A 24,988-nucleotide genomic window follows, 5' to 3' on the forward strand; every position below is an offset into this window, starting at 1 on the left:
TGGAGTGTTGCGCTCAGGCGGTCTTGTCGCGCCGCTCGCGCTTGCGCTCGATCTGGTCGCGCGGGATCAGCGTGGGGTTCACGTTCTCCAGCACGACTCCGCTGTTCACCACGACCTTGGCGACATCCTCACGGCTGGGCACCTCGTACATCACGTTGAGGAGCACCTCCTCCATGATCGCGCGCAGACCACGGGCGCCGGTGCCGCGCAGCAGCGCCTGGTCCGCGATCGCCTCGACCGCGTCGTCGGTGAACTCCAGCTCGACGTTGTCGATCTCGAACAGCCGCCGGTACTGCTTGACCAGCGCGTTCTTCGGCTCCGACAGGATCTTGATCAGTGCGTCGCGATCCAGCGGCGAGACCGTGGTGATCACCGGGAGACGGCCGATGAACTCGGGGATCAGCCCGAACTTCAGCAGGTCCTCCGGCATCACATCGGCGTACCCGCCGACCTCCTTCGGCTTCTCCGGCTCGCGAGAGGCGTTGAAACCGAGCGTCTTCTTGCCGACCCGCTGCTCGACCATGTGGTCCAGACCGGCGAACGCGCCACCGACGATGAACAGCACGTTGGTGGTGTCGATCTGGATGAACTCCTGGTGCGGGTGCTTGCGGCCGCCCTGCGGCGGAACGCTGGCCGTGGTCCCCTCCAGGATCTTCAGCAGCGCCTGCTGGACACCCTCGCCGGAGACATCGCGGGTGATCGACGGGTTCTCGCTCTTGCGGGCGATCTTGTCGACCTCGTCGATGTAGATGATCCCGGTCTCGGCCTTCTTGACGTCGTAGTCGGCCGCCTGGATCAGCTTCAGCAGGATGTTCTCGACGTCCTCGCCGACGTAGCCGGCCTCGGTCAGCGCCGTCGCGTCCGCGATCGCGAACGGGACGTTCAGCATCCGGGCCAGGGTCTGCGCGAGGTACGTCTTACCGCAACCGGTCGGGCCGATCAGCAGAATGTTCGACTTGGCCAGCTCGACGGCCTCGTCCTTCGCGTGCCGGCCGGCGCTCGAGGCGCCCTGACCGTCGCGGACCCGCTTGTAGTGGTTGTACACCGCCACCGCGAGCGCCTTCTTCGCCACGTCCTGTCCGACGACGTAGGCATTGAGGAAGTCGTAGATCTCCCGCGGCTTCGGCAGCTCGGTGAGTCCGACCTCGGAGCCCTCGTTCAGCTCTTCCTCGATGATCTCGTTGCAGAGATCGATGCACTCGTCGCAGATGTAGACGCCGGGACCGGCGATGAGCTTCTTGACCTGCTTCTGGCTCTTTCCGCAGAACGAGCATTTGAGCAGGTCGCCGCCGTCACCTATGCGTGCCACCGGGACAGATCCCTTCTCTGAGCAGTCGAACAGGTACCCCCGAACCTGTTTCGACGGTACCCCGTCAGGAGCCGAAACGCCGCGCTCTGTGCCGGGTTGTGTCTACGCCGGTGGCGAACGCGACGGGGCCTTGACAGCGGCCGCCGGGCCGGGAGATGGAAAACGGTGAGCCCCGGGGTGGGGCTCACCGTCTCAGGTGTCAGACTCCGGCCGGAACCGGCTTCAGGGTCTGCAGTACGTCGTCGATCAGGCCGTACTCGATCGCCTGCTCGGCGGTCAGGAACTTGTCCCGCTCGATGTCGCGGGAGACCTCTTCGTGCGACTTGCCGCTGGCGTCGGCGATCATCTTCTCCAGCAGCGCGCGCAGGCGGAGGATCTCGTTCGCCTGGATCTCGATGTCGCTGGACTGCCCGTAGGTGCCCTCGGTGGCCGGCTGGTGAATGATGATCCGGCTGTTCGGGAGCGCCAGCCGCTTACCCGGCGTACCGGCGGCGAGCAGGACGGCCGCGGCCGAGGCGGCCTGGCCCAGGCACACGGTCTGGACGTCCGGCTTGATGTAGCGCACGGTGTCGTAGATCGCGGTCAGCGCGGTGAACGAACCACCGGGCGAGTTGATGTAGATGCTGATGTCGCGGTCGGAGTCCATCGACTGCAGGCAGAGCAGCTGCGCCATCACCGCGTTCGCGATCTCGTCGGTGATCGGCGTCCCGAGGAAGATGATCCGGTCCTCGAACAGCTTGGTGTAGGGGTCGATGCGGCGCATGCCGTACGACGTGCGCTCCTCCCACTGCGGGATGAAGTAGTTCATGTGTCTGCGTCCTCTATCGGTGGGAGATCAGGAGTTCGGGCTGCCGGAGCTGAGCTGAGCGGCGCTGTTGACCACGTGGTCGATGAAGCCGTACTCCTTCGCCTTGTCCGCGGTGAACCAGCGGTCGCGGTCGGCGTCGGCCTCGACCTGGGCCAGCGGCTGGCCGGTGTGCTCGGAGATCAGCTTGAACAGCAGCGCCTTCAGGTGCAGCGACTGCTCGGCCTGGATCTTGATGTCGGACGCCGTACCACCCATACCGCCGGAGGGCTGATGCATCATGATCCGGGCGTGCGGGAGCGCGTAGCGCTTGTTCTTCGCGCCGGCGCAGAGCAGGAACTGGCCCATCGAGGCCGCCAGGCCCATACCGACCGTCGCGACGTCGTTGGAGATCCACTGCATGGTGTCGTAGATCGCCATACCGGAGTCCACCGAGCCACCCGGCGAGTTGATGTACAGCCAGATGTCCTTGTTCGGGTCTTCGGCGTTCAGCAGCAACATCTGCGCGCAGATCGCGTTCGCGTTGTCGTCGCGAACCTCGGACCCCAGGAAGATGATCCGGTTCTGCAGCAGGCGCTGGTAGATGTGGTCGTCGTGTCCGCCGTTACCATTGCCGCCCGCGGCGGTGGGGATGGCTGCAAATGTCTCGTTCACGAAGCCGACATTACTGGGCCGGGACGACAGACCTAAGGCTGGGCCACAGGTGTTCGCTCACGGCGCACCGACAGCCGCCCGAAACGGCAGCAGCCCGGACCCCTCGCGGGGTCCGGGCTGCGCGGCGTACGGGTCGTACTCAGGCCTTCGCGGGCTCCTCGGCCGGAGCCTCGACGGCCGCCTCGGCCTCGGGCTCGGCGTAGGTGCCGTCCGGCTGCAGGGTCTTCAGCTCGACCGTGTTGCCCGAAGCGTCCTTGACCTTCGCGTGCTCGACCAGGTGCGCCAGCGCCTTGCCGCGGACGACCTCGGAGACCAGGCTCGGGACCAGGTTGTTCTCCACCGCGTGCTGGGCGAACTGGTCCGGGCTGACGCCGGAACGCTGCGCGTGCCGGACGATGTGCTCGGTGAGCTCCTGGTCGTTGACGCTCAGCTCCTGCTGCTCGGCGACCAGGTCCAGCACGAACTGCGCCTTGATGGCGTCCTCGGAGCGCTTCTTCAGGTCCTCGTCGAACTCTTCCTGGGTCTGCTCCTCGCCCTCCAGGAACTGCTCGAACGACATCCCGGAGTACCCGAGCTGCTGCTCCAGGTTCTCCTTGCGGGCGGCCAGCTCGTCGGTCAGCAGGCCCTCGGGGACCGGCACGTCGACCAGGGTCAGGATCTTCTCGAGCACCGCGTCGCGGGCCTCGCCGGCCTGCTCGAGGCGCTTGCCGCGCTCCAGGCGAGCCTGTACGTCGGCCTTCAGCTCGTCGGCGGTGTCGAACTCCGACGCCGTCTGCGCGAACTCGTCGTCGAACGCCGGGAGCTCCTGCTCCTTGACCGCGGTCACGGTCACCGTCACGTCGACGTCGTCACCCTTGAGCGAACCGCCCACGAGCTGCGTGACGAAGGTCTTGCTCTCGCCGGCGCTCAGCCCGATGACCGCCTCGTCCAGACCGTCCAGCAGCTGACCGCTGCCGACCTGGTAGGACAGGCCGGTGGCCTGCGCCTCCTCGACCTTCTCGCCGTCCTTGCTGGCCGACAGGTCGATCGTGATGAAGTCCTTGTCGGCGACTGCGCGCTCGACCGGGTTCAGCGAGCCGAACCGCTGCCGCAGCGCCTCGATCTGCTCGTCGACCTCGGTGTCGGAGATCGCGATGTCCTCGACCTCGGCCTCCAGACCCTCCAGGTCCGGCAGCGTGATCTCCGGGCGCACCTCGACCTCGGCGGAGAACTGCAGGCTCTCCTTGTCGTTGAACTCGGTGACGTCCACCTCGGGCCGGCCGATGGCCTTGACCTGGTTGTCCTGGACCGCCTGCGAGTACAGCTTCGGCAGCGCGTCGTTGATGGCCTCTTCGAGAACCGGCGCCCGCCCGACCCGCTGGTCGATGACCTGCGGCGGGATCTTGCCCTTGCGGAAGCCCGGCACCTGGATCTGCTGGGCGATGCTCTTGTACGCCGCGTCGAGGCTCGGCTTGAGCTCCTCGAACGGCACCTCGACAATGAGCTTGACCTTCGTCGGGCTCAAGGACTCGACGGTGCTCTTCACGGTGGCGGTTCTCCTTGATCTGATGACATAACCGGCGCGGCGGGACAGCCCGCACCACAGCGGTGCTGCAGGGGGTTTGTCGGGGCGACAGGACTCGAACCTGCGGTCTCCTGCTCCCAAAGCAGGCGCGCTAGCCACTACGCTACGCCCCGCAGTGACCGCACGAGTCTAGTCGACCCGAAGGGGTGCTCGCGCCACCACCCCCACCCGGAACCAGTTTGAGCCGAGACCCGGGGATGTGGAATCATGTTCGCCGTACCCACTCAGGTGGGTGCACGCGGGTGTAGCTCAATGGTAGAGCCCCAGTCTTCCAAACTGACTACGCGAGTTCGATTCTCGTCACCCGCTCTCGGTCGATAGGCGAGGTGTGTCTGCGGAACGCGCAGACCACCTCGCCCTCGTCGTTTCGTGCGCCGTCGCTTCGCTCGGCGCGGGCGGGGGCTCCGCCACCCGCACCCCCTTTGCCTTCGCTTCGCTCGGCTGTTTGGGCTGGGGTGGGCTTGTTGCGTTCGGGCGGTGGCTGGGGCGGGCAGTCGGCTTCACCGCGGTGGCTGAGGTGGGCAGTCGGCTTTCCTCCAACACCCTCTGTTCTTCCTCGCCACGCGCTCCGCTCTCCCACGCATTTCCGCCCTTCTCGCCCATTTATTGGCTTGTGGGGGGTGGGGTGGGGTGGGTGATGGTTGGTGGGTGCGGAGTGTGGAGGAGGCGGCGGAGGCGGCTTATTGGGCTTGGTTGTATGGGCGGTGGGAGCCTATGGACCTGGCGGGGGTGGTGGGGTTCATGCGGGGGTTTGGGCGGCCTTGGTGGGTGGTTGGGGGGGGTGGGCGATTGATGCGTTCACGGGGGTGGGGCGCGAGCACTCGGATGTGGATGTGTCGATCTTTGCTTCTGATGTGGGGGTGCTTCGGGAGCATGTGGGTGGGCGGTGGCATCTGTGGAATTTGGCGGGTGGGGACATGCGGCCGCTGACGGATCGGCATCCGGAGGTGTTTGGGGCGGCTAGTCAGGTTTGGGTGCGGGAGCACGGGGATGCGCCTTGGGTGATCGATCTGCCGTTGACGCCGGATCGGGATGGGCTGTGGACCAACAAGTACGTGCCTGAGCATGTGGGGCGGCTTGAGGATGTGACGTGGGTGGCGGGTGACGGCGTGCGTTATCTCAATCCGGAGATTGTGCTGCTGTTCAAGGCGCGGCTGCATCGGACGAAGGATCAGCACGATTTCGAGCGCACCTGGCCGCTGCTGCCGGAGGCCAAGCAGGACTGGCTGCGCGAGTCGGTACGGCGGCACTACCCGGACTGCCCGTGGAAATTCGTGTGACAGGGATGCGCGGTGCGAGGACCCTGGGGAGTCACGGGACTTGACGAGAGGGCTGGATGCAGGCGGGGATTTCGGTTTCGGCGGGGGAACTGCCGGGGGTTTTGCTGCATGTGGCTGTGGTTCGGCCGGTGTTCTTGTGGGGGGCTCCTGGGATCGGGAAGAGCAGTTTGGTGCGGGCCTTCGCGGAGTCGCTGGGGCTTGAGTGTGTGACGCTGCTGGGGACGCAACTGGCACCCGAGGACCTGATCGGGGTTCCGCAGATCGTGGCCGGGCGGAGCCGGTTCGCGCCGCCGGTGGCTATTGCGCGGGACGAGCCTTATTGCTTGTTCCTGGACGAACTGAACGCTTCGTCGGCCGAGGTGCAGAAGGCGTTCTACTCGCTGATCCTGGATCGGCGGATCGGTGAGTACGAGCTGCCGGAGGGGTCGGTGGTGATCGGGGCGGGGAACCGGGCGACGGACAACGCGCTGGCGCGGCCGATGGCGAGTGCGCTGATCAACCGGCTGGTGCATGTGCACCTGCGGGCTTCCGCGAGTGACTGGCTGGAGTGGGCCGGTACGGCGGGGATCCACCCGTGGGTGCTCGACTATCTGCGGAACCGGCCGGACCACCTGTGGACTGCGCCACCGAAGACAGAGGAGCCGTTCTCGACGCCGCGGAGCTGGCACATGCTGTCGGACGCACTGCACTCGTACGGCGACGACATCACCGACGACACGTTGCGAGTGCTTGCCTTCGGCACCTTGTCGGCGGCGCACGCTTCGGCGTTCCGGGCGTTCGTGAAGACTGTGCGGAACGCGTTCGGGCTGGATGCGGTATTGAAGGGCGAGGCGGGTTGGCCGGCTGCGCCGGAGGACCGCGACCTGTTGTACTTCCTGGCTGAGACCTTCCGGGCCCGGCTGGTCAAGGAGCTGCCTGCGGACAAGAACTCCGGCAGCCCGGCCGCGCGTCAACTCGCGCACCGCGGGAAGGCGCTGCTGGTCGAGCTGGCCGAGATCTCGCTCGAGATCGCTCAGGTGGTGATCGCTTCGGACGACGACGGGCGCCCGGTGCTGCCGACCTGGTTCCTGGTCGAGGTCAGCCGGGACCTGCCTCGGCTGGTCGCCGCTCGTGCCTGAGCGTCGCAAGTCCCGCAAGGACCCCGCCTGGGAGGCAGTCCAGGCCGGTTGGGCCGCGGTCGACCGTCATCCGTTGTTCGCGCCGATGGCGGACAGGATCAACCACCCTGCCCGCCATAGCTCGGTGCCGCGCGACGGCTGGGCCACGATCGACTCCAACGGCCGCATCCTCGTTCACTCGTCCCGCCGCGCCACACCGGCCGAGTGGACGTGGGTCTTCGCGCACCTGCTCATTCACCTCGGCCTCGGGCACGCAGAACGCGAGCGCCCGGCTCCTGACCACGCTGCGAGCGCCGCGTGCGACACGGCGGTCAATCACTTCCTCTACTCGCTCAAGCTCGGCACTCCGGTCGTGCAGCTGCCCTCCGAGTACCCGACCACCGCAGAGGACGTTCTGGCTCGCCAGTGGCGGCGGAGCGCCGTACCGGCTGAGTACGACGGCCTCGGTGTCGCGGGCGGACAGGCCGACGTACGGATCGAGCGGTGGGACGGGTGGGGCAAGCCGCCGAACTGGAGTGAGCTTTTCGCCGCAGGGCTGTCGGATGCGGCCGCTGCTGCGGTGGACGTCGCCGGTGGCGCGCGGTCGTCGCTGAGCGACCGAGGTGCGAGTCGAAACGAGTGGGACCTCGCGCTGGGCTGGTTCGTCTCGTCGTACCCGCTGCTGGGTGCGCTCGCGGCCACCATGACGGTGGTGGCGGAGGCCGAGCTCGCCCGCGGGTGGGACATTCAGGTGGCCGCCGTCAACGCGGAGGTCGGCGAGATCTACGTCAACCCGCTCACCAGCCTGACGCAGAACGAGTGGCGCTTCGTCATGGCACACGAGATGCTGCACGCCGCACTGCGCCACGGTGAGCGCGTCGGCGGTCGCGATCCCTACCTGTGGAACGTCGCAGCAGACCTGGTCATCAACGGCTGGCTCCTGGAGATGGGTGTCGGCACTATGCCCGACGGTGCGCTGCACGACCCGGTCCTGAAGGGCATGTCCGCCGAGGAGGTCTACGACCGCATCGCCACTGACCTCCGCCGCTACCGCAAGCTGGCCACACTCCGCGGTACCGGGCTGGGCGACGTACTGGGGCATCCGCTCCCGCACACCGGCGAGGCTGCTCGCGCCGCCGGCCTGGACGACATCTACCGCCGCGCACTGAGCACCGGCCTCGCCTACCACGACCCCTCCCGCGGACTGGTCCCCGCAGGTCTCGTCGAGGAGATCCGCGCACTGGACCACCCACCGCTCAGCTGGGACGCCCAACTGGCCCGCTGGTTCGAAGAGCACGTCCCCGCGGTCGACCGCAGCCGCACGTACGCACGTGCCTCCCGCCGCCAGGCCAGTACGCCGGACATCCCGCGCCCCGCCTGGATCCGACCCACCGAACTGCAGCGACTCCCGACGTACGGCGTCGTGCTGGACACCTCCGGTTCGATGGACCGCGTGCTACTCGGCAAAGCGCTCGGCGCGATCGCGTCGTACTCCCGCGCCCGCGACGTCCCCGCCGCCCGCGTCATCTACTGCGACGCCGCCGCCTACGACGCCGGCTACCTCCCCGTCGACGACATCGCCGGCCGCGTCCAGGTCCGCGGCCGCGGCGGTACCGTCCTGCAACCCGCCGTAGACCTCCTCGAACGAGCCGACGACTTCCCCGCCACCGGCCCCATCCTCCTCATCACCGACGGCCAGTGCGACACAGTCCGCCTCCGCCGCCCCCACGCCTGGCTCCTCCCCCGAGGCGCAACCCTCCCGTTCACCGCCCGCGGCCCGATCTTCCGGGTCGAATAGTACACGCCGGCGGAGTCCGGTGCGGTATTGCTCGGGTTCGCCTCGGTCGGCCGCGGCCGCATCTTTGCCGATGGCAACCTTTTGAAGGAGGAGACCGCCGTACCGGTCGGGACGGACCTCGGCGCCGCCCTGTTGTCGCCGCCGTCGATCTCCACGCCGCTCGACGTGATCGCCGGCCGGCCGGTCGACGTACGGGTGGAGCTTGAACTGCCGACCCAGGACGGCGGTCTGAGCGGCGCCATGAGCCTCACGGTCGGCGTCGAGCCGGACCGCTCGAACCCGGAGGCGTTGATCGCCGAGGCCGTCGTGGCCGCGCGGGCGGCCGATGTCGCGGTCGTTGTGGTCGGCACCAATTCCAAGGTCGAGTCCGAGGGCTACGACCGTACGACGCTCGCGCTGCCGGGGCGCCAGGACGATCTGGTGCAGGCCGTAGTCGCGGCGAACCCTCGCACGGTCGTGGTCGTCAATGCGGGCTCGCCGGTCCAGCTGCCCTGGCGTGACGACGTTGCGGCGCTCCTGGTCACCTACTTCGGTGGCCAGGAGTACGGCAACGCGCTGGCCGACGTACTGCTTGGCGTTGTCGAGCCGGGCGGCCGGCTCCCCACGACTTGGGCGCGGGACGAGGCCGACGTACCGGTCATCGATGTCACTCCTCGCGACGGGATCGTCCGGTACGACGAAGGCGTCCACATCGGTTATCGGGCCTGGCTTCGTGCTGGGACCGGACCGGCCTTCGCGTTCGGGCACGGCCTCGGCTACACCACTTGGTCGCTCTCCGATCTCCGCGCCTCCACGACCTCCGCGTCGGTGACCGTGGCGAACACCGGTGAGCGGTCCGGAAAGCACGTCGTACAGGTGTACGCCGAACGCCCCGACAGCACCGTGGATCGTCCGATCCGCTGGCTCGCCGGCTTCGCGGTCGTGCGCCTGGAAGCCGGTGAAACGACCGAAGTCACCATCCCTCTGCACCAGCACACCTTCGAGCACTGGGACGGCGCCTGGACCACCGAGCCCGGCACCTTCACCCTCCGCGCGGGCTCGTCGGTCTCAGACCTTCCGCTGTCCGTCGACCTCGAGGTCTAGCGGGTGACGCGGCCGGTTTCGTAGGCCCACATGACGATCTCGACGCGGTTGCGGGCGCCGAGCTTGGCCATCACGCTGGCGAGGTGGGTCTTCACGGTGCTGAGGCTGATGTGCAGGTCCGCGGCGATCTCGGAGTTGGTCCGGCCGCGGGCCACGGTGATCAGCACCTCCTCCTCCCGGCTGGTCAGCGGTTCAACAGGCTGAACCGGCGGCCGGCCGAGGCGGGTGTCGGAGAACGCCGCGAGCAGGCGGGCGGTGATGCGCGGAGCAATCAACGCATCGCCCTCGGCCGCGGCGTGGATCGCCTGGACGAGAAGGTCGGGACCGGCGTCCTTGAGCAGGAAGCCGCGCGCGCCCGCCTTCAGCGCGCCGTGGACGTACTCGTCGAGGTCGAAAGTGGTGATCACCACGACCGCCAGCGGGTCGGCGACGTCGGGCCCGGCCAGCTCGCGGGTCGCCGCGATCCCGTCGATGCCTGGCATCCGGATGTCGAACAGGCACACATCCGGGCGGAGCCGGCGCGCGAGCGCCACCGCCTCCAGCCCGTCGACCGCCTGACCGACCACCTCGATCCCTGGCTGCGCGCCGAGGATCATCGACAACCCCGTCCGGATGAGTTCCTGGTCGTCGGCGACGAGCACGCGGATCGTCATCGGGCCGCGCCCGACCTCGGCAGCACGGCTTCGACCGTCCAGCCCCGATCCGATCCGGGCCCGGCCTCGAAGGAGCCACCCAGGAGCGCCGCGCGCTCGGTCATCCCGACCAGACCGTAGCCCGACGGATTCTTCACCGTGGCACCCGCGTCTCCGTCGTCGCGGACGGTCAGCCGCACGCTGCGGTCCTCCCCGGCAACCCGTACGTCGATCCGCGTGACATGACGCGCGTGCCGTACGGCGTTGGTGATGGCTTCCTGGGCGATCCGGTACACCGCCGCGCCGACGGCGGGCTGCAGATCGGCAAGATCGCCGGACAACTCCAGCTCCACGCGGGGCTGGTCCCCGACGCTCCGGGCCAGTCGTTCGAGATCGGCGACGCCCTGCTGGGGAGCCAGCGCGGCCGTCTCGTCCTCCCGCAGATTGCCCACCATGACGCGCATCTCGGCGAGCGTACGCGAGGCCTCCGCCTCGATCACGCTCAGCGCATCGACGGCAGCGGACGGATCGATCGCGGCGACCACCCGGCCGGCCTGGGCCCGGATGGCGATCGCCGAGACATGGTGAGCGACCGTGTCGTGCAGTTCGCGCGCCAGCTGGGCCCGCTCCTGCAGCCGCATCTTGTCGAGTTCGCGGGTCCGGGAGGTCGCCCAGTACCGCACCGCGTGCCCGAGCGAAGCCGGGAAGAACAGCACTACGCCGCCGAGGAACGCGTTGAGCAGACCGGTGTAGTCCGCCGCAGAGCCGGTGAGCAGAGCGACCAGAAAGATTCCGAGCCCGATGCCGATCTCCCGGCCGGATCCCCAACGCAACAAGGCGTAAGGCAGGAGGATCACGGCGATCATCGTGTTGAGGCCGATCACCGGCAGGTCGCCGACCAGGCTGATCAGACTGCTGACGATCGCGACACCGAACACGGCGGCCGACACCGCGAGTGGATGCGTACGCCGCCACAGCAGCGCGAGGATCGATCCCACGGCCACCGCGATCGCGACCGGTCGCCAGTGGACGTCCTCCCGCAGTACCCCTTCGAGGATCGCCGTGGGCAGCAGCAACCCGATCAGAACCCAGTCTCGCCAGACCCGCCGGGGAGGGTGCGGCGCACGCGGCTCCGCCCACAGCGAGCGCAGCACGTTGTTGGACATGGCCTCAGCGTAGAGAACTCGGGGCGGATCGGGGATCGGCCGGAAGTACGGGACTCCCGTCGGCCGGACGGCCGGGCCAAGTCCGGCCCATCGCCCGAGGTGCGCAGTGCCGCGGCTGACCACGCTGAGAGCACTGTCCCGCTGGGTCTTTGAGGAGAACACCGATGATGTCGAACGCCTTGTATCGCTTGGGCCGGTACGCCGCCCGTCGCCCCTGGACGGTGATCGGAACCTGGATCGCGCTGGCGGTCCTCGTCGTCACCGCGGCCGGCGTCCTCGGCCAGAAACTGGAGAACACCGTCGGAGCGCCCGGGCTCGACTCGCAGCGCGCGACCGAGCTGCTGACCGCGGCCGGCAACTCCCAGGCCGGCCTCACCGCCCAGCTGGTCGTCACTCCGCGCGACGACCAGGCAACCCTCTCCACGTCGGCTCCGGCGCCCTCCTCCGCTTCCACTCAGGCGCAGGCGGCCTGGACCAGACTGCAATCAGACGTCGCCGGCTTGCCCAAGGTGCTCGGCACCGGCGGGACGGTCTCGCCCGACGGCCGGGTCGGGATCATCCGGCTGCAGTACCCAGTGATCGAGGACCTGTCGGCAGCCGACCTGGAGAACCTGCAGACCTTCGCGGCCGCGCACGCAACGGGCTCTCCCTTGCGCATCGAGATGGGCGGCGACCTGTTTTCGGCGTTCGCGGAAGCGGAGACCGGCCGCGGTGAGCTGATCGGTCTGGTCGCCGCCGTGATCATTCTGCTGGTCGCGTTCGGCTCGCTGATCGCGATGGGGCTGCCGATCGGGCTCGCCATCTTCGGCATCGCGCTCGGTATCAGCTCATTGTCGCTGGTCACCTACCTGATCGACATCCCCAGCTGGGCACCGGTGATCGGCAGCATGGTCGGACTGGGCGTGGGGATCGACTACGCGCTCTTCCTGGTCACCCGGCACCGCGAATACCTGGCGCGGGGGCTCGCAGTCGACGAGTCGATCGGCCGGGCGGTCGCGACGGCGGGTCAGGCCGTCGTCATCGCCGGTGGGACCGTGGTGATCGCGATCCTCGGGCTGGCGGTCGCCGGCGTACCGTTCCTGACCGGGGGAGGGGTTGCCGTCTCGATCATCGTGCTGATCATGGTCGCTGCCTCGATCACCTTGCTCCCCGCGTTCCTCGGGCTCGCCGGTCACTGGATCAACCGGCTCGCAGTACGGCGTACGCGGACGACGGCCGGTGCTGGTTGGCAGCGGTGGGGCCGGCATGTCGCCAAGTACGCCAAGACGTACGCCGTCACGGCGACCGTCGTACTGCTGGCTCTGGCCGCCCCGGTGGTAGCTCTCCGCGTCGGTACGCCGGACGAGGGCACATTGCCCGACAGCCGCACGGAACGCCGCGCGTACGACCTTGTTGCCAAGGGCTTCGGTCCCGGCCTGAACGGCCCGCTGATCGTTGCCGTCGACATCTCGCGGGACGCCAGTGTGGTCGAGCCTCTGCTCAGCGCCATCACCGCTGACAAAGGCATCGCCGCGGCCCTGCCGCCACAGGTGAAAGCGGGTGTCGCGACGATCGTCGCTTACCCGGTCACCGGACCGCAGGACGATGCGACAGTGGACACGATTCACCGGCTCCGCGCCGAGGTGTTCCCCGCCGTACTCGGAGAAAGCGCGGCGCGCGCCCACGTCGGCGGTCAGACGGCGCTTTCGGCCGACCTCGGCGGGCGGGTCAGCGACCGGCTACCGCTGTTCATCGGTGCGGTGGTGCTGTTGTCCTTCCTGCTGCTGATGCTGGTCTTCCGCTCGGTGCTGGTGCCTTTGAAGGCAGCCGTGATGAACCTGCTCAGCATCGGCGCTTCCTTCGGCGTGATGGTGATGGTGTTCCAGTGGGGCTGGGGCGCGAACCTGATCGGGCTCAAGTCGGCCGTGCCGATCCTGCCGTTCATCCCGATGTTCATGTTCGCAATCGTCTTCGGCCTGTCGATGGACTACGAGGTGTTCCTGCTGTCCCGGATCCGCGAGCGCTACCTGGCCACCGGCGACAACCTCAGCGCCGTCATCGACGGCATCGCGAGCACCGGCCGGGTGATCACGTCGGCCGCGCTGATCATGATCTCCGTCTTCCTCGGCTTCGTTCTCGGCGACGACCCGACAGCCAAGATGTTCGGCCTCGGCCTGGCGGTGGCGATCTTCGTCGATGCGACCATCGTCCGGATGGTGCTGGTGCCCGCAACAATGAAGCTGCTGGGCAACGCCAACTGGTGGATCCCCCGTTGGCTTGATCGCCTGCTCCCGCAGGTCAGTCTCGAAGGCAAGCCGCAACCCGCGTCTGATCCGATCCGGGAAGAGGTCCTCGTCTAACGCCGGGCCGGGCCGGTGCTCTCGCGGATGACGAGGGACGTCCGGAGGAGTTGGGCCGAGTTGACCGGGGGAGTGCCCTGGGCGATGGCTTGCAGCAGGAGGTTGGTCGCCTGCCGAGCCATCTCCCGGCTGGGGATCGCGACAGCGGTCAGTGCGGGATGGGTCAGGCTGACGGGGGCGGTGTCGTCGAACCCGATCACCGAGACGTCGCCGGGCACCGAGCGGCCCGACTCCTTCACCGCCTCGAGCACCCCCAGCGCCAGCAGGTCGTGGGAGGCGAAGATGGCCGTCAGCGAAGGATGGGCGGCCAGCGCGGCTTGGGCCGCGGCGAAGCCACCCGCCGGTGTCGCCTCCGTGGGAGCGAAGACCATGTCGTCGCCGATCCGAAGCCGGTGCCGCGCGAACGCCGATCGTAGACCGGCCAGCCGGCGTTCGTGGGTCGGCAACTCGACGACAGCCGCCACCCGCTTGTGTCCCAGGCTGCGCAGGTGCTTGCCGGCCAGGAAGCCGGCGTGCTCGTAGTCGATGGTCACCACCGGCAGCGAGTCGGGGATCTGCGTTTCCCAAGCACACAAGGCGATCGGGAACCGAGGGTCCGGAAGCAGTGCCAACGGATCGGTCAGATCCCGGTCACCTGCGATCAGCAGCGCGTCGACCAGCCGGCTGGACAGGCCGGCCAGTTGCCGCTTGGCGCGATCGCCGTCGGCTCGCGTCGTGGTCAGCACCAAGTGGTAGCCGTGCTGGTCGAGCACATCCTCGACCTCTTCGACGATCTCGGAGTAGAACGGGCTGGCGACGGTCGGCACGATCAGTCCCACGGTCATCGTCGTACCGGTGGCCAGTGAGCGTGCGACCAGGTTGGGTTTGTAGCCCAAGGTCGCGATCGCGTCCCGCACCCGGGCCGCCGTGTCCGGGCGGACCGCGGCCCGGCCGGTGACCACGTTCGACACCGTCTGTTTGGTGACACCGGCCAGGGTGGCCACGTCCTGCATCGTCACCACGGGCGAACCTCATCTGTTGGACCGGTCAACTAGTTCCCGCAGTATCGACCGCTGCGGCAGTGACCGTCAACGACGCACTGCCTTATAGAGATGATTTTTCTATCACCCTCACTCTTGTTTACCGGTCAAATGAGTCTTACTGTCCCGGCTATGTCTCGATCCTGGAAAACAGTTGTGGTGGGCCTACTCGGCGCGGGGCTCACGGTCTCGGCCGCCTCGGCGTCGACCACGGCGCTGCCGAACGCGTCGTACACGGTGACTGTCGGGAGCAAGGGCACCTGGAGTACGCCGACCGACACCCCGGCCGGCACGTACATCGACAAGGACGGGACCTTCTACTTCCAGCAGTCCGCCGCCCTGTACGGCGCCACCGAGCCGCGCAAGTGGGACTTCTACACGGGCACCAACCTCGACACCGCGACCAAGTCGACCGCGATCAGCTCCGCGGTCAATCCGGCCAACGCGAACGACAAGAACAACGACACCACCTGGCGATGCAACAACAGCCCCACCGGGCTGGAGGCGACGTACGCGCCGAGCGGTTCGGGCTACTCGCAACGGAACTTCTGTGACCTGGCCGGTCTCTGGGTCGACCCGGACACCGGCCATTGGTACGGCCTGGTGCACAACGAGTTCACGCCGCAGCCCTTCGGTGACGGACTGCACTACGACGCGATCGACTACGCGGTCTCCACCGACCAGGGCCGGACGTGGGCGATCAAGAGCCATGTGATCACGTCGCCGTACAGCACCAAACGCAACGACACCGCCGCGTTCCCGAACCAGACCTACCACTACGGCGACGGCGACCAGCGGCTCTTCGCCGACACCGCCTCCGGCTACTTCTACGTGTACTACGGTTCGCGGATCGTCGACAAAGCCGGTGGCTGGAAGAACTTCCGGCAGCATGTCGCCCGGTCCAAGATGTCGGCGAAGATGGCGCCGGGCTCCTGGCAGAAGTGGTACGACGGCGCCTGGTCGCAGCCCGGAGTTGGCGGCCGCGAGAGCAACCTCGTACCGGTCGACGCGAGCAACCCGAACGGCTACACGCCACTGGCGAAGGAGTACAACCCGGCTGCCTCCGGCACGGTGGACCAGCAAGTTGCCGCAGGCACCTTGTCGCCGACGTCGCCGCTCTTCGTGATGGACATCGCGTACAACGCCTACCTCGGCCTGTACGTCGGCGAGCCGCAAGCGGTCCGGCAGGACGGCAACGAGCCGCAGCACTTCTACGTCACCGATGACCTGACCAGCCAGAAGTGGTACTCGGTCGGCGACACCGGCAGCTACACCACAGCCTCGTGGTACCGGTGGTTCCTCGACAGCGCGAACAAGACCAGCTCAACGATCATCGGCAAGAACTTCCGCTCGTACTGCTCGTTCGGCTGCTCCGCCGGCGCGTCCGGCGAGTACGTGAACCTGACGATCGACTCCACCTCTCCCGCCGCCGCGCCGTTCGACCTCACCAAGACGTACCGGATCGCCGCCGGCAGCAACCGCATCCTCGCCCAGCAGTCCGGTTCGACGGCCACCACCTCGGTCGGCACCTCCTCGGGCAGCACCCTGGAGTCCTGGTACTTCGCCGCCGTCGGTGACGGTTCGTACCAGATCCTCAACTCGTCCTCCGGCCAAGCGCTCGGCGTCGACACCAGTACGACGACCACCCGCGCCTGGGGCACCAAGCCGACCGTAGGTACCGGCGGATCGGTCGGCCGGCAATGGTGGCTGATCAAGAACGCCGATGGCACCTTCCGATTCGTCAACCGCTACAGCGGTCTCGTCCTCGGCCTCTCCGGCGACTCCAGCCGTCTCGCCGAGACCACCCCGACCCGCGACTGGACCAACACCACCGGCAACACCGTTGGCGGCAACCGCACCGCCGCCGAGCAGACGCTCACCCTCACCCAGGTCGGCACCGCGCCCCAGAACCTCAACGGCGTACACACAGTCTCCACAGGCGGCAAAGCCCTGGATGACCCCGACCGCAGCACCGCGACCGGCACCCAGCTGATCACCTGGACCAACCACGGCGACCTCAACCAGCAATGGACGTTCACGCAGCAGACCGACGGCTCCTACACCCTCAAAAACAACTCGTCCAACCTCTGCGTAGACGTCAGCGGCGGTGCCGCCACCGCGGGCACGGCCATCATCCAGTGGACTTGCACCAACGGCACCAATCAACGCTGGACCGCCACCAAGTTGGCCAACGGCACCTACACCCTCACCTCAGTCAGCAGCGGCCTCCTGCTGACCACCGCCTCCACCACCGACGGCGCAAAGGTCACCCAACAACCCAACACCGGCACCGCCCTCCAGCAATGGTCGATCAACTAGCTTCCTACTTCTGCGGGGTTCCGAGGTAGAGAGCCACGGAGACCAGTGAGACGATCGCACCGATGATGGTGACGGCGACGGAACCCGTCATGAGGTAGAGGGTTCCGACGGCGGCGAAAGCGGCGGTGATGACCGACACGACGGCGTGCGGGCCTCTGGGCTCCCGGGGCGTCGGCGTGTTGTCGTCCGAGCCGGGGACTTGTAAGTCGTTGGTCATTTCGGTGCCTCCTCGAACTGGAAGCCGTTTTCGTCGGGGTTTCCGACTAAGGCGCGGAGGATCTTGATTGTTGACCGCGAGGGCCTTAGGATAACGACTTGGTAACTCGAGTCGAGGTTCGCGAAAGAGCGGGTCCGGCCGAGGTTGCAGCGCGCGACTTTAGACCTCTGTGTTCAGCTCCAGAGTAAGTCAGAAACAGTTCGCTGGACTTTGTCGCAGGTTTTTTCCGATGGTCGAGCGATGGTCCGATCGCGTCACCTGTTGTTAATGTCTGCCTTCTGTTGTCAGACATTGTCGGGTGTCGTCGGACGTTGTGGTGTGGGGGTCTGGGTGGTCGGAGAGCCAAGCGATGCACCTTCGGCAGCCGGGCTCGAGGCTGCACTTCGCTGGCTCGCCACACGGCGCCATGCGGTTCCCCTTGAACTGCTGCATCTCGCCCTGCAGGATCCGACCAGCGAGTCGGGCGTTCACCTTGAGTCGCTCGTGAAGACCGTTGCCGATCTGCCCGACATGACGACCGAACTGCGTGCGCTCGCAGTCTGGGGCGTGATCATCGATCTGGTGCGGCAAGTGGGATCCGACCGGCGGTCGCGCCGGCGGAACGTGCTGATCGCCGCGTTCCGGCTGCCGCCGCCTGATGAGGTGACGGGTCCGTGGAAGCCCGTCCTGGGGGCCCGGTTCGATCAGTTGATGGCCCTCAAAGGTGTCTACGGTGATCCGCAACCGACGACCAACACTCCAATGCATCAAGCCTGGAGCCGGGCGCTCCGGGAGAACCTTGTGCCAGGTGCGCGGACCAAGCTGGCCGAACTGGTGCACCATCGCCGCGGGTGGGACGGGTACGTGCAACTCGCCCGCGAAGTAGAGGCCGAGCTCGCTCGAGACCCGGGAGCGTCCGGCCAACCCATCGGCTACCGTTCCCCTTCTGCCACTGCTCAACCTGTCTTCGTGGATCTGTTCGTCACAACGGTCTTCATGAAGAAGCGGACCGCCTATCGGCGAATCACGGAGCGTCTGATCACGTCGCAGGTGGACGACCTTAGCGGCTACAAGGCAAGAGCTCTCGCATCCGCGGCAGGTGATCCACCTGAGCTTTCGGTGCGGCCGTTGTGGGGCTGCACCGTCGAACCCATGTCGCCGGTTCAGGGTCGAGAGGAGGTCACCGTTCGACTCAGGTTCGCGCATCCACTCGCACGGAACGAGAAGTATTACTTCTCCTCCGAGGCGATCGACGAACATCTGACGGCACCGGACCGGATCTGGGTCAACGTGGAGGTCGATCACCACGGGATCGCGCCCGGCGGACGACTCGGCGGACACATCCCGACCAGCGGTCTGACCATCCGGATCAGGTTCGACGAGTCAGAACTGCCGGCAGCCTGCTGGTGGTACGCCGAAGCCACGGACCGGGAGCGACGTGAGCAACCGCCGGACGGAGATCCGCACCTACTGAAGCTCAGCGGCGGGGCGGTAGAGCACACTTTTGCCGATAAGTGCCACCCCCGCGAGAATTACGGCGTGTCGATTTTGTGGACCACGGAATGACGTGCTATGAAATGACACCTGTGTTATTTGCGGGAGGAGTTGAAAATGTCCGGCGATGGCGGCAACAGCAGCGGTAACTGATTTCCTGTGACGGAAAGCCTGCGCGGCAAGAATTGCGCAGATTTTCTCTGTCGGAGGGGTAGTTGATAAAGCAGTGAAGGATCATCCTTCACTGGGCGAAGCTGCTGATGGCCCCTGGTCCGCAGAAATGTGGAGACCAGGGGCTTCCTTCTGGGCGCTACCGTGTGCTCGTGAGCATTGATCCGGTAGCGCACAACCGCGCGGCGTGGGACCTCGAGGTCGAGAGCGGCAATGAGTGGTCGCGTCCGGTCACTCCGGAGACGATCGAGCGAGCACGGGCCGGTGACTGGTCCGTCGTACTGATCGGGTATCGGCCGGTGGACCGGACGTGGTTCCCGGCCGACCTGTCCGCTGTGGATGTTTTGTGCCTGGCGTCGGGTGGTGGACAGCAAGGCCCGACGCTGGCCGCGGCGGGCGCGCGGGTGACGGTCTTCGACAACTCGCCGCGGCAGCTCGCGCAGGATCAGATGGTCGCGGAGCGGGAGGGTCTGGAGCTGCGGACGGTACTGGGTGACATGCGCGACCTGTCGGAGTTCGGCGACGCGTCGTTCGACCTCATCTTCAACCCTGTCTCGAACCTGTTCGTGCCCGAACTCGCACCCGTGTGGCGCGAGTGCTTCCGGGTCCTGCGTCCGGGCGGCGCCCTGCTGTGCGGCTTCCTCAATCCTGACGTCTACCTGTTCGACAACGAGGCCCTGGACACCCGCGGCGAGCTGGTCGTCCGCCACCGTCTGCCGTACAGCGATTTGACGCACGTCCCGGCCGAGGAGCGCGAGCGGCTGTGGGGAGCCAACGCGCCGCTCGAGTACAGCCACACAATGGCGGAGCAGCTCGGCGGCCAGCTCGCCGCCGGCTTCGTGATCACCGGCTTCGAAGAGGCCCCGCACCATTCCGCCGCCACCGCCGGTTGGCTCCCCGGTTACTACGCCACCCGAGCCCTCAAACCCTGAGCGACTCACGACTCGGCCGTCGGCTGTGACCTGACTCATAGGACGTCACAAAGCGGCGTACCGCGGGGTCCTGTGTATGGCTGCGGGTTGCAGCCGAGAGGACTCTGTGGCGGGAGGTCGGGCTGATGCGCCGCTGGCTGGATGGGTTGCGGGGGAGGGTTTTCCCCGATCACTGGTCGTTGTTGTTCGGGCAGATCGCGTTCTACAGCTTCGTTGTGGTGTGCGTCAGTGGCTTGGTGCTGATGGTGCCGTACGAGCCGTCGCTCGACCCGGTCGTGTACGACGGCCCGTACGCGCCACTGCGTGGGGTGACGATCTCGCGGGCGCTGGACTCGACGCTGGCGATCAGCTTCGAGATGCGCGCGGGACTGCTGGTGCGGCAGGTTCACCACTGGGCCTCACTGCTGATGGTGGCGGCGATCATGCTGCACCTCTTGCGACTGTTCTTCACCGGTGGCTTCCGGCGGCCGCGACGGACGAGCTGGATCGTGGTGTTCACGCTGTTCCTGGTGATGCTGGGCGCAGCCCTCACCGGTACGTCGTTGCCCGACGACATGCTCTCGGGATCGAGTCTCGCCGTCCTCGACGGGGTGGTGAAGTCGATCCCGTTCATCGGGGCGGAGTTGTCGTCGCTGATGTTCGGGGGCCAGTTCCCGGGCGATGTGATCGGGCTCTTCTACCCGCTGCACGTCTACGTGCTACCCGCCGTCATCGTCGTGCTGTTCGTCGTCCTCGCGGCCCTCGCGCTCAAGCACCGCCCCGCGCAGTTCAGCGGCCCGGGGCGGACGAACGACAACATCGTCGGCCGCCCGGCGATCGTCGCCGCGGTGAAGGGCGCCGGTCTGTTCGCGTTCGTGGCCGGCGTCTCGTTGCTGATGGGCGCCACGGCAACGATCAACCCGATCTGGATGTACGGACCGGCCGACCCGGCGGACGCCTCGGCGGGCATCGGCCCAGCCTGGTACCTCGCCTTCCTGGACGGCGCGCTGCGGCTGGCGCCGGGATGGGAGGTCGAGCTGTGGGGCAGGACTCTCACGCTGGCGATCCTGCTTCCGGTCGCGCTGTGCACCTTGTTCTTCATCGTGCTCGCGGCGTACCCCTTCATCGAGGAGTGGATCCTCGGCGACCGCACGGATCAGAACCTCCTGGAACGCCCCCGCAACAACCCGACCCGCACGGGGATCGGCGTGGCCGGCATCGTCTTCTACGGCGTGCTCTGGGCCGCCGCCGGCGCTGACACCCTCGCGATCACGTTCCACCAGTCGTTCAACACGCTGATCCACCTGTTCCAGGTGCTGCTGCTCATCGGCCCTCCGATCGCGCTGGTGGTGACCCGCCGCATCTGCATCGGCCTGGAGCGAGCGGACCTGGATGTCGCCGAGCACGGCGTGGAGACCGGACGGGTCGTTCGTCTGCCGGACGGCGGCTACGTCGAGGACCATCGCCCGCTCACCCCCTACCGCCGCTGGGCGCTCGCCGGTCACCCCCACGCCGTACCGGCGCCGCCCACAGGCTTCAAAATCTCGCTCGTACGTCGGCTCCGCTTCCGCCTCGCGACGCTCTTCGACGACCACGGATGACGGGTTCCTGCCCGCGACCTTGACGAGCCCCGACCCCAGCGCGTATAAAACCAGTAGGTTATTGAACTGAAAGGTTATCTACATGGTTGCAAGCGACACGCTGGACGCGACGTTCGCGGCGCTGGCCGACCCCACGCGGCGGGCGATTCTGGCCCGGCTCGCGACGGGGGACGCGACAGTCACCGAGCTGGCCGCGCCGTTCGCGATGAGCCAGCCGGCCATCTCCAAACACCTGCGGGTGCTCGAGCGAGCCGGTCTGGTCAGTCGCAGCCGTGACGCGCAACGCCGGCCGTGCCGGCTGGTGGCCGAACCGCTCCGGACGGCCACGGACTGGCTGGCCGACTACCGCGACTACTGGGAAGCGAGCTACCAGCGACTGGACCTCCTGCTAGAAGACCTGCAGGAGGGTGAAAAGTGACATCTCCACACCCCGGCTTCGGGCTGCGGGTGGTCGCCTCCGGGACCACCGACCTCGTTCTCACCCGCACCTTCGCCGCTCCGGCGCCGCTGCTCTTCTCCGCGCTCACGCAGCCGGAGCTGCTCCGCCGCTGGTACGGCGCGCGCGGCTGGCAGCTCACCGTCTGCGAAGTCGACCCGCGCCCCGGCGGCGCCTGGCGGTTCGTCTCCACCGGCCCGGGCGGCGCCGAGATGGAAACCCATGGGCTGTACCGCGAGTTCGTGCCGCCGGCGCGCGTCGTACAGACCGAGATCCACCGGGACTGGGCCGACGGTGCAGCACTGGTCACCACTGTTCTGGACGAGACCGATGGGTCCACCGCGATGACCGTCACCGCGCAGTATTCCTCGTCCGAGATCCGCGACGCCGTTCTTCGCAGCCCGATGGAACGCGGGGCCGGCGAAGGCTACGACCGACTTGCCGCCGTACTCGACACGCTCATCAACGAAAGGCGCGAATCATGACTGACACGTCCACCCCCGCCAACGAGGTCGTCAACCCGCCCGTGCCGCCCGGCACGCTGTTGCTGGAGCTAGTGCCCGTGCCGGTCACCGACATCGAACGCTCCAAAGCGTTCTACGCCGACCAGCTCGGCTTCCGCCTCGACGTCGACGTCAGCCCGACGCCCGGTGTCCGCATCGTCCAATTCACCCCGCCCGGTTCGGCCTGCTCGATCGCCCTCGCCGAAGGTCTGCCCAACCTCGACATGCCGCCGGGAACCCTGCGCGGTCTGCACCTGGTCGTCGCCGACATCGAGGCGGCCCGCGCCGAACTCGTTCAGCGCGGCGTCGAGGTCGGCGAGGTCGAGGATCTCGGCGGAGTGTTCTACGCGTTCTTCGCCGACCCCGACGGCAACACCTGGTGCCTCCAGCACATGCCCTGGCGCTGAGCGGAGGCTCACGCGCCGGATTGTCCTTGCGAGGTGCGACGTCGGAGGCGGACGCCGATCAGGATGAAGGCGAGGAGCGCGACGGCAACGGCCGCGAGGGTGGCCGGAAGGCGGAGGGAGGCGCGGCTGGCCGCAGTCGGGGTGGTTGCCGGGGGCGTGTTGTCCGCGGTGGGCTGGTCGAGGATTGCCTTCGCCTTAACGGGTTTCAGCGTGACATCGTTGCCGTCGCCGCCTTTGTAGGTGATCTGGTACGCCGCGACCCGGGCGCCTTCGGGGAGGTTGGCGAACGCGCCGGCGATCGGGTCGGCGCCATCGTTGGCGATGAGCAGGGTCTCCTTGGTGAGGTTGGCCGGGTGAGTGAGGTCGAGCTGTCCGGCCAGCGATACCTTGCCGGATACGCGGATCGGCGTACCGTCCGCGCGAGCGGACAGCCGGCCGTCGGGAGTCTGCTCGAAATCGCCCTTGACGGCGAACGTTCCGCCGGCAGTGCCGACGTTGACGAGCCGGCCGCCCACGAAGGTGCCGGAGAGCTTGGACTGACGGCTCAAGGTGAGCGTGGCGCGATCGCCGTACTGGACTGTGCTGCCGGAGGCCTGGCTGAGGTTTCGGAGTGTTTGGTTGCCGGCCTTGGTCAGATCCAGCTTGGCGCCGGATTTGGCGAGCGTCACGGCGCTGCTGGACGTCAGGCTGCCACCGGTGAGCGCCAGAACTCCGCGCGAGATCGTGGTGGTGCCGGTGTAGGTCAGCGCCCCGGCGAGGCGAGTTGTCGCCGCGCCGGCCTGGGTCAATGAACCGGTGCCGCTGATCTTCGACAACGTGATCTCCTTGCTGGTGTTGCGAACCACCAGTGAGCCCTCGTTGACGATCCGGTACGACGGGGCCTTCGTCAACAGGCTGCCGTCACCGCCGGGCCGGCCACTTCCGAGGCGCAGGGTCGCACCCTTCTCGATGGTCGTCGAGCCGTCGTAGTACTGGCCGGCGGCGAACGTCACGTCGTTGCCGCGGACCGACTTGATCACGACGTCACCGGCGCCAGGCGACTTCAGGGTGTCGTGGAACACGCCGCCGCCGATCGGGGCGCCGAGCGTGACCGGTCCGTTGTAGGCGAAGGTGAGTTTGGAGCGCGACCGCGCGGCCAGCAGGTTGATGTAGACGGTGTCCGCGGTGCCCGGCATGAAGATCTTGCTGGTGGTGCCGTCGCCCCACTGGACATTGGCGCCCTTGATGTTGGTGCCGCGTTTGTTCAGGTTGTGCGGAATCTTCCGCCAGTTGATCGCCGGGTCGCTCAGCGACGGGTTCGTGCTGCCGCCGCGGTCCGAGTAGCTGTACTGGCCGGTCAGGATCACTTTGCTGCCCGGGCGGGACTGGACGTTGATGTCGCTGCCGTACTCACGTTGGTAGAAGTTCTGCCGGATGGTGACTGTCTGGTGCAGTGGAGTGTCGACGGTCCAGGTGCCCTGGTTGAGGATGGCCCGGGCGTTCGGCAGTGCGACCGAGGTCTCCGGTTTGCCGGCGGACGCCTGGGTCCCGTTGTCGATCACACCCGAGAACGGGTTGGTGCCGGCCAGATCAAGGGTGCCCCAGAGGAAGCGCGGCTGGCTGATCAGCCCGGAGCCGCTGATCGTGCCGAGGTTGATGGACCGGATGAGCGACAACCGCAGAGTGCCGTTGACCTCGATGTTGTCCTGATTGAGCTGGTAGCCGGGTGTGTTGTACGGGAAGTTGCCGATCAGGCCGGTGCCGCCGCCGTTGCCGTACTGCAGGGTCGCTCCCTTGTCGACGACGATCGCCGGCGGATCGGGGCGCGTGACCACGACGTACGGGTGGTTGCCGCCGAGGATCCGGACCGCCTGCCGTTGTCTTGCCTTGGGCAACGAGAAGTTGCTGTCCCTGGTGAGGATCAACGTGCCGCTGCCCGCGATCCGCAGCGTTCCTTCGCCGCGGATCACCCCGTCGTACGTCGTGGTGCCGTCGGGCACGTTCACCACCGCGGCACCGGTCAGAGTGATGTCCCGGTTCGCCCGGATGTCGAGCGTGATGTCGCCGCTGCCCGCCGCGACCGCCGGCGCTGCAGGGAGCAGCAACGTGGCGAGCACAGCCGAGCTCCCGATCAGGCGTCTCATGGTGTGGTCCTCCTCGAATCCGGCGCCACCCTAGTGTGCGGAGCGGCGCCGCTTCGATGGATTCGGCAAGCCTTTGGACAG

The 24,988-nt window shown here is 67.4% G+C and carries 21 protein-coding genes and 2 tRNA genes; 13 read left to right on the top strand and 10 right to left on the bottom strand.

All coding sequences use genetic code 11. The features are described 5' to 3' along the window. Nucleotides 1–13: 13 nt before the first annotated feature. From clpX to ABZS29_RS26135, 5 genes are all read right to left on the bottom strand, one after another. Nucleotides 14–1,309, bottom strand: coding sequence for an ATP-dependent Clp protease ATP-binding subunit ClpX (gene clpX / locus ABZS29_RS26115; RefSeq protein ID WP_355465451.1), 1,296 nt, complete (start codon nucleotides 1,307–1,309; stop codon nucleotides 14–16). Between the two features lie 199 nt (nucleotides 1,310–1,508). Continuing rightward, nucleotides 1,509–2,117, bottom strand: coding sequence for an ATP-dependent Clp protease proteolytic subunit (locus tag ABZS29_RS26120; protein WP_132410342.1), 609 nt, complete (start codon nucleotides 2,115–2,117; stop codon nucleotides 1,509–1,511). A gap of 27 nt (nucleotides 2,118–2,144) precedes the next feature. Then, a complete protein-coding gene (locus ABZS29_RS26125; protein ID WP_355465453.1) occupies nucleotides 2,145–2,768 on the bottom strand; it encodes an ATP-dependent Clp protease proteolytic subunit in 624 nt (207 codons plus the stop codon). 139 nt (nucleotides 2,769–2,907) lie between these two features. Next, nucleotides 2,908–4,293 (bottom strand): trigger factor, encoded by a 1,386-nt coding sequence (tig, locus tag ABZS29_RS26130; protein ID WP_355465455.1) that lies wholly within the window; start codon nucleotides 4,291–4,293, stop codon nucleotides 2,908–2,910. 79 nt (nucleotides 4,294–4,372) lie between these two features. Continuing rightward, a tRNA-Pro gene (locus ABZS29_RS26135) sits at nucleotides 4,373–4,445 on the bottom strand. 125 nt (nucleotides 4,446–4,570) lie between these two features. On the opposite strand from ABZS29_RS26135, the gene ABZS29_RS26140 reads away from it, so the two are divergent. The 5 genes from ABZS29_RS26140 (at nucleotide 4,571) to ABZS29_RS26160 (ending at nucleotide 9,590) form a co-directional block, all read left to right on the top strand. Next, nucleotides 4,571–4,641, top strand: a tRNA-Gly gene (locus ABZS29_RS26140). Between the two features lie 608 nt (nucleotides 4,642–5,249). Then, nucleotides 5,250–5,612 carry a hypothetical protein gene (locus tag ABZS29_RS26145; protein WP_355465457.1) on the top strand — a complete coding sequence of 121 codons (363 nt, stop codon included), beginning with the start codon at nucleotides 5,250–5,252 and terminating at the stop codon, nucleotides 5,610–5,612. Nucleotides 5,613–5,668: 56 nt separating this feature from the next. Then, on the top strand, nucleotides 5,669–6,730 hold the full coding sequence (locus ABZS29_RS26150) for a MoxR family ATPase (RefSeq protein ID WP_355465459.1): 1,062 nt from the start codon (nucleotides 5,669–5,671) through the stop codon (nucleotides 6,728–6,730). Continuing rightward, the gene (locus ABZS29_RS26155) at nucleotides 6,723–8,507 is read left to right on the top strand and encodes a hypothetical protein (protein ID WP_355465461.1); all 1,785 of its coding nucleotides are present in this window, start codon (nucleotides 6,723–6,725) and stop codon (nucleotides 8,505–8,507) included. Before ABZS29_RS26150 ends, ABZS29_RS26155 begins: the two co-directional genes overlap by 8 nt. A 27-nt stretch (nucleotides 8,508–8,534) precedes the next feature. Next, nucleotides 8,535–9,590 carry a glycoside hydrolase family 3 C-terminal domain-containing protein gene (locus ABZS29_RS26160; RefSeq protein ID WP_355465463.1) on the top strand — a complete coding sequence of 352 codons (1,056 nt, stop codon included), beginning with the start codon at nucleotides 8,535–8,537 and terminating at the stop codon, nucleotides 9,588–9,590. On the opposite strand, the gene ABZS29_RS26165 is transcribed toward ABZS29_RS26160, so the two are convergent. Together ABZS29_RS26165 and ABZS29_RS26170 are read right to left on the bottom strand one after the other, a co-directional pair. Continuing rightward, nucleotides 9,587–10,243 carry a response regulator transcription factor gene (locus ABZS29_RS26165; RefSeq protein WP_355465465.1) on the bottom strand — a complete coding sequence of 219 codons (657 nt, stop codon included), beginning with the start codon at nucleotides 10,241–10,243 and terminating at the stop codon, nucleotides 9,587–9,589. The genes ABZS29_RS26160 and ABZS29_RS26165 overlap by 4 nt on opposite strands. Beyond that, entirely contained in the window at nucleotides 10,240–11,388 is a 1,149-nt protein-coding gene (locus ABZS29_RS26170; RefSeq protein ID WP_355465467.1) for a sensor histidine kinase, read from the bottom strand. The genes ABZS29_RS26165 and ABZS29_RS26170 overlap by 4 nt, the downstream gene beginning before the upstream one ends. 167 nt (nucleotides 11,389–11,555) lie before the next feature. Between ABZS29_RS26170 and ABZS29_RS26175 the strand changes: the two genes are divergently transcribed. Next, nucleotides 11,556–13,727 carry an MMPL family transporter gene (locus ABZS29_RS26175; RefSeq protein ID WP_355465469.1) on the top strand — a complete coding sequence of 724 codons (2,172 nt, stop codon included), beginning with the start codon at nucleotides 11,556–11,558 and terminating at the stop codon, nucleotides 13,725–13,727. Here ABZS29_RS26175 and ABZS29_RS26180 read toward each other — a convergent pair. Further along, nucleotides 13,724–14,719: a LacI family DNA-binding transcriptional regulator gene (locus tag ABZS29_RS26180; RefSeq protein ID WP_355465584.1), complete on the bottom strand. Its 996-nt coding sequence runs from the start codon at nucleotides 14,717–14,719 to the stop codon at nucleotides 13,724–13,726. The genes ABZS29_RS26175 and ABZS29_RS26180 overlap by 4 nt on opposite strands. A 159-nt stretch (nucleotides 14,720–14,878) precedes the next feature. On the opposite strand from ABZS29_RS26180, the gene ABZS29_RS26185 reads away from it, so the two are divergent. Beyond that, the gene (locus ABZS29_RS26185) at nucleotides 14,879–17,065 is read left to right on the top strand and encodes an RICIN domain-containing protein (RefSeq protein ID WP_355465471.1); all 2,187 of its coding nucleotides are present in this window, start codon (nucleotides 14,879–14,881) and stop codon (nucleotides 17,063–17,065) included. Between the two features lie 4 nt (nucleotides 17,066–17,069). Here the strand turns inward: ABZS29_RS26185 and ABZS29_RS26190 are convergent, their stop codons facing one another. Continuing rightward, nucleotides 17,070–17,282 (bottom strand): hypothetical protein, encoded by a 213-nt coding sequence (locus ABZS29_RS26190; protein ID WP_355465473.1) that lies wholly within the window; start codon nucleotides 17,280–17,282, stop codon nucleotides 17,070–17,072. A gap of 318 nt (nucleotides 17,283–17,600) precedes the next feature. Between ABZS29_RS26190 and ABZS29_RS26195 the strand changes: the two genes are divergently transcribed. From ABZS29_RS26195 to ABZS29_RS26220, 6 genes are all read left to right on the top strand, one after another. Beyond that, entirely contained in the window at nucleotides 17,601–18,827 is a 1,227-nt protein-coding gene (locus tag ABZS29_RS26195) for a hypothetical protein (protein ID WP_355465475.1), read from the top strand. A gap of 251 nt (nucleotides 18,828–19,078) precedes the next feature. Beyond that, nucleotides 19,079–19,858, top strand: coding sequence for a methyltransferase domain-containing protein (locus ABZS29_RS26200; RefSeq protein WP_355465477.1), 780 nt, complete (start codon nucleotides 19,079–19,081; stop codon nucleotides 19,856–19,858). Between the two features lie 125 nt (nucleotides 19,859–19,983). Then, nucleotides 19,984–21,438, top strand: a complete 1,455-nt coding sequence (locus tag ABZS29_RS26205) for a cytochrome b N-terminal domain-containing protein (RefSeq protein ID WP_355465479.1) — start codon at nucleotides 19,984–19,986, stop codon at nucleotides 21,436–21,438. Between the two features lie 82 nt (nucleotides 21,439–21,520). Then, nucleotides 21,521–21,856, top strand: coding sequence for a metalloregulator ArsR/SmtB family transcription factor (locus ABZS29_RS26210; RefSeq protein ID WP_355465481.1), 336 nt, complete (start codon nucleotides 21,521–21,523; stop codon nucleotides 21,854–21,856). Beyond that, entirely contained in the window at nucleotides 21,853–22,359 is a 507-nt protein-coding gene (locus tag ABZS29_RS26215) for an SRPBCC family protein (protein ID WP_355465483.1), read from the top strand. The genes ABZS29_RS26210 and ABZS29_RS26215 overlap by 4 nt, the downstream gene beginning before the upstream one ends. Then, nucleotides 22,356–22,784 carry a VOC family protein gene (locus ABZS29_RS26220; RefSeq protein WP_355465485.1) on the top strand — a complete coding sequence of 143 codons (429 nt, stop codon included), beginning with the start codon at nucleotides 22,356–22,358 and terminating at the stop codon, nucleotides 22,782–22,784. Before ABZS29_RS26215 ends, ABZS29_RS26220 begins: the two co-directional genes overlap by 4 nt. An 8-nt stretch (nucleotides 22,785–22,792) precedes the next feature. Here the strand turns inward: ABZS29_RS26220 and ABZS29_RS26225 are convergent, their stop codons facing one another. Beyond that, nucleotides 22,793–24,907 carry a hypothetical protein gene (locus ABZS29_RS26225; protein ID WP_355465487.1) on the bottom strand — a complete coding sequence of 705 codons (2,115 nt, stop codon included), beginning with the start codon at nucleotides 24,905–24,907 and terminating at the stop codon, nucleotides 22,793–22,795. Between the last annotated feature and the right edge of the window lie 81 nt (nucleotides 24,908–24,988).

The sequence above is a fragment of the Kribbella sp. NPDC005582 genome (assembly GCF_040605415.1).
Classification (GTDB): domain Bacteria; phylum Actinomycetota; class Actinomycetes; order Propionibacteriales; family Kribbellaceae; genus Kribbella.

Excerpts from the sequence above, each read along its gene's own strand:
- ABZS29_RS26225 (WP_355465487.1), bottom strand. The coding sequence starts at position 24,907 with ATGAGACGCCTGATCGGGAGCTCGGCTGTGCTCGCCACGTTGCTGCTC.
- ABZS29_RS26205 (WP_355465479.1), top strand. The coding sequence starts at position 19,984 with ATGCGCCGCTGGCTGGATGGGTTGCGGGGGAGGGTTTTCCCCGATCAC.
- ABZS29_RS26210 (WP_355465481.1), top strand. The coding sequence starts at position 21,521 with ATGGTTGCAAGCGACACGCTGGACGCGACGTTCGCGGCGCTGGCCGAC.
- ABZS29_RS26185 (WP_355465471.1), top strand. The coding sequence starts at position 14,879 with ATGTCTCGATCCTGGAAAACAGTTGTGGTGGGCCTACTCGGCGCGGGG.
- ABZS29_RS26170 (WP_355465467.1), bottom strand. The coding sequence starts at position 11,388 with ATGTCCAACAACGTGCTGCGCTCGCTGTGGGCGGAGCCGCGTGCGCCG.
- ABZS29_RS26220 (WP_355465485.1), top strand. The coding sequence starts at position 22,356 with ATGACTGACACGTCCACCCCCGCCAACGAGGTCGTCAACCCGCCCGTG.
- ABZS29_RS26190 (WP_355465473.1), bottom strand. The coding sequence starts at position 17,282 with ATGACCAACGACTTACAAGTCCCCGGCTCGGACGACAACACGCCGACG.
- ABZS29_RS26150 (WP_355465459.1), top strand. The coding sequence starts at position 5,669 with ATGCAGGCGGGGATTTCGGTTTCGGCGGGGGAACTGCCGGGGGTTTTG.
- ABZS29_RS26165 (WP_355465465.1), bottom strand. The coding sequence starts at position 10,243 with ATGACGATCCGCGTGCTCGTCGCCGACGACCAGGAACTCATCCGGACG.
- ABZS29_RS26180 (WP_355465584.1), bottom strand. The coding sequence starts at position 14,719 with ATGCAGGACGTGGCCACCCTGGCCGGTGTCACCAAACAGACGGTGTCG.
- ABZS29_RS26120 (WP_132410342.1), bottom strand. The coding sequence starts at position 2,117 with ATGAACTACTTCATCCCGCAGTGGGAGGAGCGCACGTCGTACGGCATG.
- ABZS29_RS26145 (WP_355465457.1), top strand. The coding sequence starts at position 5,250 with ATGCGGCCGCTGACGGATCGGCATCCGGAGGTGTTTGGGGCGGCTAGT.
- ABZS29_RS26175 (WP_355465469.1), top strand. The coding sequence starts at position 11,556 with ATGTCGAACGCCTTGTATCGCTTGGGCCGGTACGCCGCCCGTCGCCCC.